This window comes from Shinella pollutisoli (assembly GCF_024609765.1).
GTDB lineage: Bacteria > Pseudomonadota > Alphaproteobacteria > Rhizobiales > Rhizobiaceae > Shinella > Shinella pollutisoli.
In genome coordinates this window covers 58,156-73,418 of the sequence record NZ_JANFDG010000001.1, presented here as the reverse complement: position 1 = coordinate 73,418, position 15,263 = coordinate 58,156, and the positions used below count along the sequence as shown (strand labels likewise).

The window sequence follows — 15,263 nt, the reverse complement described above, 5'->3', positions numbered from 1 at the left end:
CGGTGCGCAGGCACCGCCCGTTCCCGTTTCGGATCCCCGGCGGCGGCCAGCCCCGCACAAGCCAGGCCGGCAATAAGCGGACGGTGTTTTGCTGCGCCTGCAATCGCGGTCCCGTGCCGCGCGTCGGAGGGATGTCATGAATGTAAAGACCACATTCGCTTCGGATGAGGTGTCGCCGCTTGTCGACGTGTTCCAGCGGGCGCGGAACCAGAAACTGTCGCTGGCGGAGCTGCTGCAATCCGCCGAGACCCTGACGGGCGCCGGGCTGCTTGCGCAGGCCGTGGATCTCTACAAGACCTGGATCGCCTTCAACGAGGGCAATCCCCTCCTGCACATGGCCTGCTTCAACTACGCGGTCGCGCTGCGCCAGGCGGGCGATGCCGTCGGCGCCATCCATGCGCTGCGGGCCTGCCTGAAGCTGGACGCCGGCTTCGGCCCGGCGCATATCAATCTCGGCCGCGCCTTCGAGGATTGCGGCCAGATCGACCAGGCCGTGCGGCAATGGTTGCTGTTCACCGAGGCGACGGCCGAGATCACGCCCGACAAGCTCGGCCATCGCCTGATGGCGCTCCAGCACACGGGTCGCGTGCTGGAAAGCGCCGGCCGGCTGGAGGAGGCGGAGATCGCCCTGTGGCAGGCGATTGAATTGCAGCCGTCCAAGCCCGAGGCGGCGCAGCACTGGCTGTCTGTCCGCCAGCACCTGTGCAAATGGCCGATCGTCACGCCGTCGCATCACGTCACCGCCCGCCAGCTGATCGACGCGATGTCGCCGCTGACGCTCGGCTGCTATGCCGACGATCCGATCTTCCAGCTCGCCAAGGCCCACCGCTACAACAGGACGCTGGTGGGCCGGCCCGACGTCGGCGGCTTCCCGCGCCGGCCCGCGCGGCACAAGTCCGGCACCGGCGAGCGGCTGAGGGTCGGATACGTCTCCTCGGACCTGCGCCAGCACGCCGTCGGCTTCGCGCTCAGCGAGGTCCTCGAGCTGCACGACAGGAAGAGCGTGGAGATCTACGCCTACTACTGCGGCGAGCCGCGCACCGGCGACCCGACCCAGGAGCGCATCCGCAACGCCGTGGACTGCTGGCGCGACATCGCCGCGTTCGGCGACGCGGAAGCCGCGAAGCTGATCCTCGACGACGGGATCGACGTCCTCGTCGACGTCAACGGCTACACCAAGCATGCCCGCACGGCGATCTTCGCCTATCGCCCGGCGCCGGTCGTCGTCAATTTCTGCGGCTATCCGGGCTCGATGTGCAGCCCCTACCACCAGTACATGATCACGGACGGCTACATCGTGCCGCCGGAAAACGAGGTCTACTACACCGAGAAGGTGCTGCGCATCGCCTGCGACCAGCCGGTCGACCGCAAGCGCGAGATCGCGCCCCGGCCGAGCCGGGCGGAGGCCGGGCTGCCCGAGGGCGCCTTCGTCTATGCCTGCTTCAACGGCATGCAGAAGATCACCGAGAACTGCTTTGCGCGCTGGATGCGAATCCTGGCGGGCGCACCCGGCAGCGTGCTCTGGCTGCTGACCGAGAGCGAGACGGCCAACCGGCGGCTGCGCGAGCTGGCGGCCAGGAGCGGCGTCGCCCCCGAGCGCATCATCTTCGCGCCCAAGGTGCCGAACCCGAAGCATCTCGCGCGCATCGCGCTCGCCGACCTGTTCCTGGACACGTTCCCCTACGGTGCGCATTCGACGGCCGCCGACGCGATCACCATGGGCCTGCCGGTGCTGACGGTTCCCGGCAAGAGCTTCGCGGCGCGCTTCTGCGCCAGCATCGTCGTCTCCGCCGGCATTCCGGAGATGATCTGCGCCACGCCGGAGGAATATGTCGAGCGCGCCGTCGCCTTCGCGGCCGACCGCAAGAGCCTTGAGGCCGTCCGTGAATCGCTCGCGCGCCAGCGCGAGACCTGCGTCCTGCGCGACATGCCGGGCCTTGCCCGCCGGCTGGAGGAGCTGTTCTGGCAGATGCAGGGCGAGGCCGAGCGCGGCGAGACCCCGGTGCCGGACCTCCGCAACCTCGACGTCTACTACGAGATCGGCGCCGAGCTGATCCAGGCGAACGTCGAGTTCGAGGACGATGCGGCCTACCGGCGCCGCTACGTCGAGAAGCTCGCCCAGTGGCACGACTTCTCGCCGCTTCCGCACGACACGCGCCTGTGGCCGGCCCCGGCCGCCGGCGTACGGTAGCCGGCATCATGGCATCGTCGGACAGGATCGGCATCGTCGGCGCGGGGCTTTCCGGCGCCGTCATCGGGCGCGCGCTGGCGGAGGCGGGCCACAGGGTCGAGATCCTCGACGCCCGCGGCCACGTCGCCGGCAACTGCCACACGGAGCGCGACGCCGAGACCGGCGTCATGGTCCATGTCTACGGCCCCCATATCTTCCACACCGACGACACGGAAGTCTGGGACTACGTGAACCGTTTCCAGACGTTCCAGCCCTACAAGAACCGCGTCAAGACGACCAGCGGCGGCCAGGTCTATTCGCTGCCGGTCAACCTGCACACGATCAACCAGTTCTTCGGCAAGGCGTTCCGGCCGGACGAGGCGCGCGCCTTCATCGAGGCGCAGGCCGACCGGTCGATCGCCGATCCGCAGACCTTCGAGGAGCAGGCGCTCCGCTTCGTCGGCAGGGCGCTCTACGAGGCCTTCTTCAAGGGCTATACACAGAAGCAGTGGGGCTGCTCGCCGACGGAGCTGCCGGCCTCCATCCTGAAGCGCCTGCCCGTGCGCTTCAACTACGACGACAACTATTTCTTCCACAAATACCAGGGCATGCCGGAAAACGGCTACACCGACATGGTCGCGCGCATCCTCGACCACGCCAACGTCACCGTGCGGCTCGCCACGCGCTTCCACCGCGCCGACGGCGACGGCTACGCCCACGTCTTCTACTCCGGCCCGCTCGACGGCTATTTCGACTACGCGCTCGGCCGCCTCGGCTACCGCACGCTCGATTTCGAGCGCTTCACCTACGAGGGCGACTACCAGGGCTGCGCGGTGATGAACTACGGCGACTTCGCCGTGCCCTACACGCGCATCACCGAGCACAAGCACTTCTCCCCGTGGGAGGAGCACGAGGGGTCGGTCTGCTACCGCGAGTTCTCGCGCGAATGCGGCCCCGACGACACGCCCTACTATCCGATCCGCCTGGTGCGGGAGAAGGAGCAGCTCGCCCGCTATGTCGCGCGCGCGGAGCAGGAGAGGGCGGTCACCTTCGTCGGCCGGCTCGGCACCTACCGCTATCTCGACATGGACCTGACGATCCGCGAGGCCCTCGACACCGCCCGGCTCTATCTTGCCCGCAGGGCGCAAGGCGCCGCCATGCCGGCCTTCGTCCAGCCGCCGCTCTGATCCGGCGCATCTTTTCCGCATTCGCCGCGCCGCTCCGATCCCGCAGCGGAGATCCGTCCCGAGAGGACAATCAATCTTTGATTGCGTGTGCAAGGTAAAAGTATTTTTAGTTGCAAAGCCGCGTAATTCGTATTCTACTTCCGGTATGGCTTTCGGTCGGAGGGAGAGATGCCGTTTACCCTGTCTCGCGGTGGCAACAACATTCCGGCCGAGGTGCAGCGCTGGCAGTATTTCCTGCTGCGGCGGGGCGTTTCCCAGGTCGGCCGCATCGATGCGGACTTCGGCGCGAAGACGGAGGAGGCGACCCGGATATTCCAGCTGCAGCAGCAGCTTGCGCCGAACGGCAAGGTGAACGCGGCGACGCTGGAGGCCGCGCGGCAGCAGGGCTACACCGTGCTTGCCGACGGCTATTATGCCGAACGGGCGGGCGCGGGATGGCCCGCGCGCCCGGACGGCCTCGGTTCGCCGGGCTCGGACTGGCGCAACACCCGGTTCTCCTGCTTCCGCTTCGTGCAGAAGCAGAATGCCTATCGCGACCGCCCGGAGCGGATCGTCATCAGGGGAAGCTGCGACGGCAGGATCGCGGACTGGACGACGGCCAACATCATCGACTTCCCGAGCAGCGCCTTCTCCCATGCCGACGGATATCGCGGCTATTTCCGGATCCACAGGAACGCGAAGGAGGCGCTGGAGGAACTGCTGCACCAGTGGAGGAGCCTCGACCTCCTGCATCTGGTGATCAGCTTCGCCGGCGCCTTCGACCCGCGCTACATCTACGGCGAGAACCCCGGCAACGGTGCGCAGCCGGAACGGCGCAGCGCCGAGACCGGCAAGCTCTCCAACCATGCCTTCGGGTCGGCCTTCGACATCAACACCACCTGGAACTGGATCAGCGAGGTGCCGGCGTTCTGCGGCCGCAAGGGGTCCGTGCGCGAGCTGGTCGCCTCCGCCAATGCGGCGGGTTTCTACTGGGGCGGCCATTTCGGCGGCAACCGCATCGACGGCATGCATTTCGAGCTGGCCCGCTGAAGACGGGTGCCCTTTGCCGCCGGCCGCCCGGTCGGGATGGTCTTTGATATCCCCCGCACGATGACCGAAGCCCCCCGAGCCGCAAAGACACGGATTTCCGGGGCCTGCGGCGCCACCATTAACGTTTCTGCACGGATTGCGATGTATTGAAGGAGGATGCAATTCACGCATGCCGCCGGGGCGGCAGCCGGAGCGTTTCATGACTGGTCTTCCCGTTCTCGCGGTCGATCTCGACAAGACCCTCGTGCGAAGCGACGTTCTCTATGAATCCTTCTGGGATTGCGCCTCGCGCGACCTCGGCAACCTGTCGCGGGCGCTTGCCTGCCTCAAGAAGGGCAAGGCGCAGTTCAAGGCGCAGCTGAGCCGCTACGTCACCATCGATCCGGCCAGGCTCACCTACAACCACGACGTTCTCGACTATATCCGCAAATGGCGGGAGAAGGGCGGCCGCACCGTCCTCGTCACGGCCACCGACCAGCATGTGGCGCGGGGCATCGCCGACCATCTCGGTCTCTTCGACGAGGTCTACGGCTCGGACGGCGTGCGCAACCTCAAGGGCCGCGAGAAGGCCGGCTTCCTCGTCGAGCGCTACGGCGCCGGCAACTACGACTATATCGGCGATGCCGACGCCGACATCCCCGTCTGGAGCTCGGCGCGCCGCGCGATCACTGCCGGGCTGTCGCCGAGGGAGCGCGACCGGGTGCGCTCGCAGGGCGGCGAGGTGCTGCATCTCGACGTGCCGCGCGGCGGCCTGCGCCCCTATGTCGAGGCGCTGCGGCCGCACCAGTGGTCGAAGAACATCCTCGTCTTCCTGCCGCTGATCGCCGCGCACGAAGGGTCGCCCTCGAGCTGGATCGCGGCGATCTTCGCCTTCCTCTGCTTCAGCCTCGTCGCCTCCGGCGTCTACGTGCTGAACGACCTGCTCGACCTGTCGGCCGATCGCAGCCACCCGCGCAAGCGCTACCGGCCGCTCGCCTCGGGCGCGCTGCCGCTCGATCACGGCACGCTGATGGTGCCGGGGCTCCTCGGCGGCGGCCTCGTCCTCGCGCTGTTCGTCTGGCGGCTGGAATTCCTCGCCGTGATGGCGCTCTACGTCGTCGTCACCCTGGCCTACTCGCTCGGCCTGAAGCGCAAGCCGGTGGTCGACATCTGCACGCTCGCCGGCCTCTACACGCTGCGCATCTTCGCCGGCGGGGCGGCGACCGGCCTGCCGATCTCCGAATGGCTGCTCGCCTTCTCGATCTTCTTCTTCTTCTCGCTCGCCGCGGTCAAACGGCAGGGCGAGCTGGTCGACGTCGTCAAGTCCGGGCGCGGCAAGCCGGCCGGGCGCGGCTACGAGGGCAACGACCACCTGATCCTGTCGATGATGGCGATCGGTTCGGGCTATGTCGCGGTCCTGGTCATGGCGCTCTATCTCGACACGCCGAACGTCCGCGAGCTCTATGCCCACCCGGTCTATCTCTGGGGCATCTGCCCGATCCTGCTCTACTGGGTGAGCCGCATGGTGATGATCGCCCATCGCGGCCGCATGGACGACGATCCGATCGTCTTCGCGGTGAAGGACAGGACCAGCCGCTATTGCGGCGCGCTGGTGCTGTTCGTCATCCTCGTCGGAACGGTCTGATGCTCGACCTCGTCCTTCGCTACACCGCCTTCGCCGTCCTCGCGACCCTCGTCAATCTCCTGACCCAGCGCCTCGTGCTCGCCGCGATCGACGGCGGTCCAGGCTTCGCGCTCGCCGTCTTCTGCGGCACCGCGACGGGCCTCGTGGTCAAATACGTCCTCGACAGGAAGTGGATCTTCCACGACCGCTCGACAGGGCTTGCGACACACGGGCGCAAGTTCGGCCTCTATACCGCCATGGGCATCGTCACGACGTTGATCTTCTGGGGCACGGAGACGGCCTTCTGGCTCGCCTGGGGCACGGAGCTCGCCCGCGAGGCAGGCGCCGTCCTCGGCCTCGCCGTCGGCTATGTCGTCAAGTACAATCTCGACCGGCGCTTCGTGTTCGGCCCGAGAGCGGCGGAGGCCTGAGCCATGGAGATATCCGGCTGGGGACGCTTTCCCAGGGCCGACTGCACGGTACGCCGCCCGCGCGACGAGGCGGCGGTGCGCGCGCTCGTCCTGTCCGGCCGTGCGATCGCCCGCGGCAACGGTCGCGCCTATGGCGACAGCGCGCTCAATCCGCACCTCACCGTCGACATGACCGCCTTCGACCGGATGATCGCCTTCGACGCGGCGGCCGGCCTGCTGACCGTCGAGGCGGGCGTGCTGCTCGGCGACATCGTCGCGGCCTTCCTGCCGCGCGGCTGGTTTCCCGCCGTCACGCCGGGCACGAAGTTCGTCACGGTCGGCGGCATGATCGCCGCCGACGTGCACGGTAAGAACCACCACGCGCACGGCTCCTTCGGCGCCTTCGTCGAATGGATCGACCTGATGGTCGCCGACGGCCGCGTGCTGCGCTGCTCGCGCGCGGAAAATCCCGACCTCTTCGCCTTCACCCTCGGCGGCATGGGGCTGACGGGCGTCGTCCTGCGCGCGGCGTTCCGCCTGACACCGGTGGAAAGCGGCTGGATCCGCCAGCGGACGATCGCCGCCGGCAGCCTCGACGAGGCCGTCGACACCTTCGAGCGATCGGCCGGCTGGACCTATTCCGTCGCCTGGATCGACTGCCTCGCCAAGGGGCCTGCCCTCGGCCGCTCGCTCGTCATGCTTGGCGAACACGCCCGGCGCGACGAGCTCGACGACGGGCGCCGCGCCGCGCCCTATACGGTACCGGAAAAGCGCAAGCGGCGCGTGCCCTTCGATGCGCCGGCCCTCGCGCTCAACCGCTTCTCGGTCCGCGCCTTCAACGCGCTCTACTACGCGAAGGGCCGCAGGGGCGCCGGCGAGAGCCTCGTCGACTGGGACGGCTATTTCTACCCGCTCGACGCCGTCCTCGGCTGGAACCGCATCTACGGCCGGCGCGGCTTCGCGCAGTTCCAGTGCGTGCTGCCGCTCGACAGCGCGAAGGCGGGGCTGCGCCTGCTGCTGGAGGCGATCTCGGCGGCGGGGCAGGGCTCCTTCCTCGCCGTGCTGAAGCGCATGGGCCCGCAGCAAAGCCGCTTCTCCTTCCCGATGGAGGGCTATACGCTGGCGCTCGATTTTCCCGTCGGCGCGGCGAGCCTGTCGCTGCTGGATCGGCTCGACGCCATCACGCTTGCCCACGGCGGCCGCTTCTACCTCGCCAAGGACTCGCGCATGCGCGCGGCGACGCTGGAGGCCTCCGACCCGCGCACGGCCGCCTTCCGCCGGATGCGCCGGGAGACGGCCGCCGCGGACCGCTTCGCCTCCCTGCAATCGGAACGGCTCGGCCTCTAGGGGCAAAGACGATGGAACCAACGCCCATGCCCATGCAAAAGAAGTCCCTCCTCGTCGTCGGCGGCAGCTCCGACATCGCCCGGGCGACGGCGCTCGCCTTCGCCCGCAACGGCTGGAACGTCACGCTCGTCGGCCGCGACCTCGACGTGCTGACGGCTTCGGCCGCGGACCTCGAACTGCGCGCGCCCGGCAGCACGGTCGCCGCCGCCCGGCTCGACATCCTCGATACCGCCGCCTTCGCGCCCTTCCTCGACGCGCTGCCCGTCCTACCGGACGTGGTGCTCTCGGCCGTCGGCCTGCTCGGCGACCAGACGCAGGCCGAGCGCGATCCCGCCCATGCGGAACGCATCCTGCGCTCGAACTTCGAGGGGCCGGGCCTCTTCCTAGGGCTCGTCGCCGAGCGCTTCGAGGCGCGCGGTGCTGGAACGATCGTCGGCATCTCGTCGGTCGCCGGCGAGCGCGGCCGGGCCTCCAACTACGTCTACGGCGCCGCCAAGGCCGGCTTCACCGCGTTCCTCTCGGGACTGCGCAACCGGCTGGCCGGCAGGGGCGTGCAGGTGCTGACGGTCAAGCCCGGCTTCGTGCGCACCCGCATGACCGAAGGGATGAAACTGCCGGGAGCGCTGACGGCCGAGCCGCAGGAACTGGGCGAGGCGATCTTCAGGGCGGTCGCCAGGGGGCGGGACGTCATCTATGTCCGCCCGGTCTGGCGGCTCGTCATGGCGATCATCCGCGCCATTCCCGAACCCATCTTCAAGAAGACGAAACTGTAGAAGGGCGCCATGCCGCACTCCCGCGTGACGACACCATCTTTCTGGCTGGGCGCGCTGCTCGCGTTCACGCTTGCGGGCGCGCTCGCCGTCCTGGCGCGGGATTTCCTGAACGGCGGCAACGACTGGAAACAGGCGGACTGGCTGATCAACGACGAGCAGATTTTCGTCCGGCGCGGCCTGCTCGGCTCGCTCCTCATCCGCGGCGCGGACCTCCTTGCCGTCGGCCCGCTCCTCGCAACCGTCGCGCTGCAGGCCGCCCTTGCCGCCGCGACGACCTGGCTCACCTGGAAGGCCTGCATCCGCCAGACCGTGACGGCGAAGCTGCTCCTCGTCGTCGCCTCCGCCGGCTTCTTCCTGGTCTTCTGGAACGCCGACCGGCAGGGCGCATGGCGCAAGGAGCTCTTCGTCTTCCTGTCGCTGGCGATCCTCGCCTACGGCGCCACCTTCCCGGCCCTGCCGCGGTGGCAGCGCATCGCTTCCGCGCTCGTCTTCGTCGCCGGCATCGCCGCCCACGAGGGCCTGATCTTCTTCCTGCCGCTCTATCTCGTCGCGCTGCATTTCGCCTGGGGCAACCTGCTCACGCGGGAAAGGCGGGGCCTCGTCGCACTGTTCCTGCTCGCGGTCGCTGCCGCCTTCCTGTCCAACATCGTCCAGCCGCGGCTGGAGACGGTCGACCCGGTCTGCCGGCCGCTGCTCGACCGCGGCCTCACCGCCGATTTCTGCGACGGCGCGATCGAGGCGCTGACCCATCGGCTCGGGGAGGAGATGGCCGCGGCCGCGGAGATGGTCACGGCCGGCGGGCTCGCGCAGGTGCTCCTCGCCTACGGCCTGTGCCTTCTTCCCTTCGCCGTCTACGTCGCCGACGGTCGCGACACGGACCGGCGGTTGCCGCTCCTGCTCGCCGCCGTCGGCCTTCCCTTCGCCGCCCTCTATCCGGTCGCGATCGACTGGGGACGCTGGATATCCTTCCACATGACGGGGGCCGTCTATCTGCTGCTGGTCCTGCGCGCCCGCGGCCTGGCGCCGGAAGGCGCCCGGTCGTGGCCGCTGCCCGTCCTCGTCGGCATCGGGCTCCTGCCCTGGGCCGTCGCGTTCTCGCACGTCGGCGCCACGCTGTGGCTCGGTCCCGTCGTCAGGGCCGTCGCCAGGGCTGCTGTGGCGGTCGCGTCGTGAACGGCCCTGCCGGCCCGGCTCAACCCTCCCGGTAGTAGGCCGAGTAGCGGGAATAGTAGTATTCCGACGATCCGTATTCCCGGTAGAGCCTCATCTTTTCGATATCGACCTTGTTGAGGACGACGCCGAGGCATTTCTCGGCGATCGTCGGCTCGTTGCGCAGCGTCTGCCGGACGACGTGGCGGGCGGTCTTGCCCCATTCCACGACGAAGATGAACCCGTCGACCTTGGAGGCGATCGCCCGCGCGTCGACGACCGGGCCGAGCGGCGGCAGGTCGAGGATCACGTAGTCGAAATGCTGCGTGGCCGCCGACAGCACCTGCGCCATGCCCATCGAGGCGAGCAGCTCGGACGAATGCGGGATGCGCCGCTTTACGACGGCGGGCAGGAAGGCGAGCTTCGTCTTCTGGTTCACCAGCAGGAGATCCCTGACCGGGCGCCCCTCCATCACGGCCTCGACGAGGCCCGCATCGGCATGGCGGCCGATCGCGCGCGTCGTGCCGGGATTGCGCAGGTCCGCGTCGATCAGGAGGGCCTTCGCCCCCTGGCTCGCCAGCAGCTCGGCGAAGTTGATAGCCACCGTCGACTTGCCTTCGCCCGGCAGCACCGAGACGACGCCGATCACCCGGGACGGCCTGTCGGAAAGGCTGAGGTCGGCGGCGATCTTGGCGCTGCGCATCGTTTCGGCGAAGGCCGAGAGCGGATGGTCGATCACGTGGTTGACGATCGCGTTCGGCTTGCGCACGGCGCGCGGGTGGAAGCCGTCCGCCTCCACGTCCTCGACGCGGCGGAGGCCTCCGCCGTCGACCAGCGGCGCGATCCCCAGGAACTCCTGGCCGAGCACGTCGCGCACCTGGTCGCCCGTGCGGAAGAAGCGGTCGCGGAACTCGCGGAAGGCGGCGAGGCCGACGCCGGCGCAGCAGCCCAGCACGAGCGAGAAGGCCAGCACCAGCGCCTTGCGCGGATGGCTCGGCCGGGTCGGCGTGGCGGCATGCGAGATGATGCGGGCCTCCGTGACGGGGAACGACTGCTGCTGGATCGCCTCCTGATAGCGTTGCAGGAAGGTCTGGTAGAGGTTCTTGTAGGTCTCCGCCTCGCGCTCCAGCTCGCGCAGCTGCACCTGCGTCTCGTTGGCCGACGCGCTGATGCCCGTCGCCTGCGCCACGCTCTCCGTCAGGCTCCTCTCTCGGCTCTTGGCCACGTCGAGATTGCTCTGGTAGCTCTCGGCGATGCGGCCGAGCTCCTCGAACATCAGCCGCTGGTACTCGCGCATCTCGCCGCGCAGGCGGACCGCCTGCGTGTGGTTCGGCCCGAGCCGGTCGGCGATCTCCGCCTCGCGCTTGGAGGCGTCGAGATACTTCTCCCGCAGCTTGTTCGACACGGAGCTGTCGAGCACGTCCGTCACGATCGCGTCCGTCTGGCCCTTGCCGATGATGTCGCGGATGCGGTCGAGATTGGCCTGTGCCTTGGCCGTGTCGGCCTGGGCGACGATGAGGGCGCTGTTGAGCTCGGCGAGCTGCTGGTCGGTGACGAGCCGGCCGCCGCCGGTCGAGACGAGCCCGTTGGCCGTGCGGAACTTCTGGACGGCGAGGTCCGTCTCCAGCGACTTCTGCCGGAGCTCCTCGATGCGCTCCTGCAGCCAGGCGCCGGCCCGGCGCGTCGCCTGGTACTTGGAATCGAGCTTGTCGGTGAGATAGGCGTCGGCGATGGCGCGGGCGATGCGCGCGGAAAGCTCCGGCGAGGGCGAGACGTAGGCGATCTCCAGCACGTAGGTGCGGCCGACGCGGCTGACCGTCATGCCGGCCTGCACGCGGGCGGAGGCCGCCTGCCGCCGGGCCTCGTCCTCGCCCGCGGGCTCGGCCTCGGCGGAGAACCAGGACGACGCGTCGGCAAGGGTGCGGAGCGCCGAGACGGCGCTGCCGAAGAGCGATCCGCCGGAGGCGTTGAAGGCGGCGTCCCCGGTGAGCTTGAGCCTGTCGACGACGGCGAGGCTGATCGTGTCGGATTTCAGGAGCTCGACCTGGCTCAGCACCGTCGCCTCGTCGTCGACGACGCCCCCGAGCGTCGAGAGCTGGTCGGCGATCGCGCGGTTCTCGCGGTCGATGAGCACGCTCGTGCTGGCGGTGTAGAGGGGAACCGCCGTCAGGACGTAGAGGATGGCGAGCACGAGGCCGGCAAGCAGGCCGGCCGCCACCACCCGCCATTGCCGCCTGGCGGCGGCAAGGAGATGGTCGACGTCGATCGATGGGCCGGGAACGTCGTCCTCCGGCCATTCGTCCTGGGCGCGGATGGCGCCGGACCGGTTCTGCATCTGCAACATTGCACCCCCACCGGAACGCTGAAAAGGACGCGAGGAGAGCAACGCGCCGCGGCTATTCGCTCGGGCTGACGCTTTCCGTTTCCGTATAGCTGCCGCCACCGCCGCCGACGGAGAAGCTGCCGCTGGAATTGCCGGCCGACGTGCTGCCGCCGGCGCCGCCGGAGCCGCCGCCTGCCGAGCCGCCGCCGCCGATCGCCCCGCCGCCGCCGATGGCGCCGCCGCCGGCACCCGCCACGGCGCCGATCGCCGCGGTCTGGACCTCCTTCAGCGCCGCCTCGAAGGCGACCTCGAGCGCGTCGATGCCGAGCGAGGCGACCTTCTCCTGGATCGTCGCGGCATATTCCGGGTTCACGGTCTGGCAGGCGCGCGCGGCCCGCGCGAGGCCCGCGCCGATCGCCGAGACCTGGCTCGACGTCGCGGTGGCGACGAGGCCGAGGATCGGGTCGAGCGCGGCCGCGTCGGAGCCGGCGAGCGAGCGCACGCGGGTGGAGAGCGGCAGGCCGCCGCTCGGGAATTCGGCAAGCAGCGAGGCGGGCGTGGCGAGGAACGCCTGTATCTCCGCGTCGGACAACCTGGCCGGGCCGCTGAAGCAGGCCGTCTCGGCGGCGCTTGCGGGGGGCGTTGCTGCCGCCGGATCGTCCTGCGCGATGGCGATGCCGGACATCACGACGGTTGCACCGGCAACGCCGGCGACGAATCTTCCGAGTTTTACTGCGAACATTCCGTCAGACATGTTTCGTCTCCTGTTTCGCGTTCTTCGTTGTTCTTCATGCAGGAGGCGGCGGGGGAGGCCCCGCCGCCGTTGTCCTCACAGCGCCCTCAGCGCGTTGCGCGTGTCCACCACGTCTCCGCTGACGCCGGCCGCCGTCGAGGAGACGGAATTGACCAGGTTCAGAAACTTCAGCAGCTCGACCGAGTCCGAGTTCGAGACGTAGATGATGTCCTTGTCGTGCATCGCGAACTTCTGCACCGCGAAGAAGGTCGCCGGGTCGCGCAGGTTCGCCCTGAAGATCACCGGCACCTCGTTCGACGCGAACTTCCGCGTATCGACGCCGAGCTTGGCGAGCGCGTCCCTGGAGACGGTGCGGTAGAGCATGACCTGCGCCGGATCGGCGCGGCCGTCGAGCAGGCCGCCCGCCTTGCCGAGCGCCTCGCCGAGCGTCAGGCCGGACTCCTCGAAGTCGAAGCGGCCGCTGAGGCCCGTCGCGCCGAAGGCGAGATAGGTGCGGCGCTCGCGATTGACGAAGATCGTGTCGCCCGGCGCCACGTAGATGTTTTCCGCCGGCGTGTTGGCGAGGTGGTCGTAGAGCACCGTCGCGGTCTTGCCGCGCCGCTGCAGCGTCACATAGGTCTCGATGCCGGGCGCGCTCAGGCCGCCGGCCTGCGAGATCATGTCGAGGATGCGGTCGCCGGCGGGGCTCAGCTCGAACTTCGCCGGCGCGCGGACGTCGCCGAGCACCGCCACCTGGCTCGACCGGCTCTTGACCGTGGTGATGACCACCTGCGGCTCGATGGCGCGGTTGGCGAGGAGATCCTCGATCTCCTGCTGCACCTCGTCGACCGAGCGGCCGGCGGCGCGCACGCGGCCCGCATAGGGAACGCTGATCGTGCCGGCCCGGTCGATCGTCTGCTCGGGAAGCGTGATGAAGTTGCCGGGGCGGCTGCCGGCGTCGGCCGGAATGAACAGGCCGCCCGACTGCGCCTCGAAGACGGAGATCGCCACGACGTCGCCGACGCCGAGCGGCAGGGTCGGCGGGCCGCCGCGGCCGCCGCCGAAACCGCCGAAGCTTGCGGCCTCCTCCTTGCCGAAATAGGCAAGCACGCTCGCGTTGATGTCGACGAGCGCATAGTCGATGCCGACCTGGCGGTCCTTGGCGCTCACCTTGACATAGGCGTTGGCTTCTATTGCCCGGTCGTCGGGTCCCGCACGCGGCGTCGCCGCACATCCCGACAATATCGCGGCGACGAGCGTAAATCCAAGCCCTAACTTCAAATTCGTAAACATAAAAACGTCCCCGCCAAACCTTAAACTACGAATGAATTAACAGTCGCCGGAGAGCAGGTCACCGCTCATGAAATATGGCAAGAATCCGTTTGCCAAGCAAGAACTCAAAGACCATGACGCATGAGAAGTTCCTGAACTGGTGAATCCAGCCAGCAAAATGCGGAATAAACACGCGACGCAATACGGATTTTTATATCGGTTTCATGACGAGGAATCTTCGCCACAAAACGGCCTCTTTGCTGAACGGTTCCTGCCTCAATTCCGGAGAGCCGCGAAAAATCCCGCAGAGGCTGCAATTTCGCCCCCAAAGCGCGAATTTCTTCCGTCCTGCTTGCAGTTTCCCCTATTATGGCTAATAAAGGTTTAACGACTGAAGCCCGCAGCCGGATGCGCGGGCAAAATATAGATATCCTTGACTCTTGTCAGATCCAGTAAAACGTCGCCGATCTTTTGTTTGCAGTACTTGAGGCAGCCGTCGTCATGGAAGACATTCTTTCCGATCCCGGACCGTTGGAACCGGAAGGATGGCGCCCCGGCGCGCGCGCCCGGCGGCTGCCGGATGCCGCAGGATCGGTCGCCGGCAAGGAACCGGCGCCGGCGCGCGCCTTCGTCATCTCGCCGCCCGCCGGCGCGCCGCGCCGGGTTCAGCGCGCCGTCAAGCGGGCGTTCGACATCGCCGTTGCGGGGACGGGGCTCACCCTGCTGCTGCCGTTCCTCTTCGTCGTCGCTGTGCTGGTCCGCATCGGAAGCGACGGGCCGGCGCTCTTCCGCCAGCGCCGCATCGGCCGCGGCGGCGTTCCCTTCGACATCCTGAAGTTCCGCACGATGTATGTGGACCGCTGCGATCCGAGCGGCCTCGTCCAGACCGTCGATGCCGACAGCCGCGTCACCGGGCTTGGCCGCATCCTGCGCAAGACCAATCTCGACGAGCTGCCGCAGCTCTGGAACGTGTTGCGGGGCGACCTGTCGCTGGTCGGCCCGCGGCCTCACGTGCCCCACATGCTCGCGGCCGGGCGGCCCTATGAGGATCTCGTCGTCGGCTACGGCTACCGCCATCTGATGCGCCCCGGCCTCACGGGCCTCGCCCAGTGCCGCGGGCTGCGCGGCCCGACCGACAATCCATGGAAGGCCGCCCGCCGCATCGCCTGCGACGTCGAGTACATCCGCACCTTCTCGCTTGCCCTCGACGCCCGCATCATCGCGCGCACGATCCTCAACGAGATGACCGGCGGGACCGGGACTTGAC

12 protein-coding genes are annotated in these 15,263 nt (G+C 68.5%); 9 read left to right on the top strand and 3 right to left on the bottom strand.

The annotated features are described in order from the left end of the window. Positions 1-136: 136 nt before the first annotated feature. From NNZ72_RS00345 to NNZ72_RS00310, 8 genes are all read left to right on the top strand, one after another. Positions 137-2,191, top strand: a complete 2,055-nt coding sequence (locus tag NNZ72_RS00345) for an O-linked N-acetylglucosamine transferase, SPINDLY family protein (protein ID WP_257310948.1) — start codon at positions 137-139, stop codon at positions 2,189-2,191. Positions 2,192-2,199: 8 nt separating this feature from the next. Beyond that, positions 2,200-3,357, top strand: a complete 1,158-nt coding sequence (locus NNZ72_RS00340; RefSeq protein WP_257310946.1) for a UDP-galactopyranose/dTDP-fucopyranose mutase family protein — start codon at positions 2,200-2,202, stop codon at positions 3,355-3,357. Positions 3,358-3,525: 168 nt separating this feature from the next. Further along, entirely contained in the window at positions 3,526-4,386 is an 861-nt protein-coding gene (locus tag NNZ72_RS00335) for a M15 family metallopeptidase (RefSeq protein ID WP_257310943.1), read from the top strand. Positions 4,387-4,585: 199 nt separating this feature from the next. Further along, complete coding sequence (locus NNZ72_RS00330) at positions 4,586-6,010, top strand: UbiA family prenyltransferase (protein WP_257310940.1); 1,425 nt, start codon at positions 4,586-4,588, stop codon at positions 6,008-6,010. Further along, complete coding sequence (locus NNZ72_RS00325; RefSeq protein ID WP_257310937.1) at positions 6,010-6,420, top strand: GtrA family protein; 411 nt, start codon at positions 6,010-6,012, stop codon at positions 6,418-6,420. Before NNZ72_RS00330 ends, NNZ72_RS00325 begins: the two co-directional genes overlap by 1 nt. Before the next feature lie 3 nt (positions 6,421-6,423). Beyond that, positions 6,424-7,746: an FAD-binding oxidoreductase gene (locus tag NNZ72_RS00320; RefSeq protein WP_257310935.1), complete on the top strand. Its 1,323-nt coding sequence runs from the start codon at positions 6,424-6,426 to the stop codon at positions 7,744-7,746. 32 nt (positions 7,747-7,778) lie between these two features. Next, positions 7,779-8,519: an SDR family oxidoreductase gene (locus NNZ72_RS00315; protein ID WP_257311624.1), complete on the top strand. Its 741-nt coding sequence runs from the start codon at positions 7,779-7,781 to the stop codon at positions 8,517-8,519. 9 nt (positions 8,520-8,528) lie between these two features. Beyond that, positions 8,529-9,692, top strand: coding sequence for a hypothetical protein (locus tag NNZ72_RS00310; protein WP_257310932.1), 1,164 nt, complete (start codon positions 8,529-8,531; stop codon positions 9,690-9,692). A 19-nt stretch (positions 9,693-9,711) separates the two neighbouring features. On the opposite strand, the gene NNZ72_RS00305 is transcribed toward NNZ72_RS00310, so the two are convergent. The 3 genes from NNZ72_RS00305 to NNZ72_RS00295 form a co-directional block, all read right to left on the bottom strand. Then, complete coding sequence (locus NNZ72_RS00305) at positions 9,712-12,003, bottom strand: polysaccharide biosynthesis tyrosine autokinase (protein ID WP_257310929.1); 2,292 nt, start codon at positions 12,001-12,003, stop codon at positions 9,712-9,714. A 61-nt stretch (positions 12,004-12,064) separates the two neighbouring features. Then, a complete protein-coding gene (locus NNZ72_RS00300; protein WP_257310926.1) occupies positions 12,065-12,745 on the bottom strand; it encodes a hypothetical protein in 681 nt (226 codons plus the stop codon). A 75-nt stretch (positions 12,746-12,820) separates the two neighbouring features. After that, on the bottom strand, positions 12,821-14,017 hold the full coding sequence (locus NNZ72_RS00295; protein ID WP_257310924.1) for a polysaccharide biosynthesis/export family protein: 1,197 nt from the start codon (positions 14,015-14,017) through the stop codon (positions 12,821-12,823). Between the two features lie 480 nt (positions 14,018-14,497). On the opposite strand from NNZ72_RS00295, the gene NNZ72_RS00290 reads away from it, so the two are divergent. After that, positions 14,498-15,262, top strand: a complete 765-nt coding sequence (locus tag NNZ72_RS00290; RefSeq protein ID WP_257310922.1) for a sugar transferase — start codon at positions 14,498-14,500, stop codon at positions 15,260-15,262. Position 15,263: the final 1 nt, after the last annotated feature.

What these genes read in the sequence shown, in the direction of transcription:
- NNZ72_RS00345 (WP_257310948.1), top strand. Translation starts at nt 137, where the DNA reads ATGAATGTAAAGACCACATTCGCTTCGGATGAGGTGTCGCCGCTTGTC.
- NNZ72_RS00340 (WP_257310946.1), top strand. Translation starts at nt 2,200, where the DNA reads ATGGCATCGTCGGACAGGATCGGCATCGTCGGCGCGGGGCTTTCCGGC.
- NNZ72_RS00335 (WP_257310943.1), top strand. Translation starts at nt 3,526, where the DNA reads ATGCCGTTTACCCTGTCTCGCGGTGGCAACAACATTCCGGCCGAGGTG.
- NNZ72_RS00330 (WP_257310940.1), top strand. Translation starts at nt 4,586, where the DNA reads ATGACTGGTCTTCCCGTTCTCGCGGTCGATCTCGACAAGACCCTCGTG.
- NNZ72_RS00325 (WP_257310937.1), top strand. Translation starts at nt 6,010, where the DNA reads ATGCTCGACCTCGTCCTTCGCTACACCGCCTTCGCCGTCCTCGCGACC.
- NNZ72_RS00320 (WP_257310935.1), top strand. Translation starts at nt 6,424, where the DNA reads ATGGAGATATCCGGCTGGGGACGCTTTCCCAGGGCCGACTGCACGGTA.
- NNZ72_RS00315 (WP_257311624.1), top strand. Translation starts at nt 7,779, where the DNA reads ATGCAAAAGAAGTCCCTCCTCGTCGTCGGCGGCAGCTCCGACATCGCC.
- NNZ72_RS00310 (WP_257310932.1), top strand. Translation starts at nt 8,529, where the DNA reads ATGCCGCACTCCCGCGTGACGACACCATCTTTCTGGCTGGGCGCGCTG.
- NNZ72_RS00305 (WP_257310929.1), bottom strand. Translation starts at nt 12,003, where the DNA reads ATGCAGAACCGGTCCGGCGCCATCCGCGCCCAGGACGAATGGCCGGAG.
- NNZ72_RS00300 (WP_257310926.1), bottom strand. Translation starts at nt 12,745, where the DNA reads ATGTCTGACGGAATGTTCGCAGTAAAACTCGGAAGATTCGTCGCCGGC.
- NNZ72_RS00295 (WP_257310924.1), bottom strand. Translation starts at nt 14,017, where the DNA reads ATGTTTACGAATTTGAAGTTAGGGCTTGGATTTACGCTCGTCGCCGCG.
- NNZ72_RS00290 (WP_257310922.1), top strand. Translation starts at nt 14,498, where the DNA reads ATGGAAGACATTCTTTCCGATCCCGGACCGTTGGAACCGGAAGGATGG.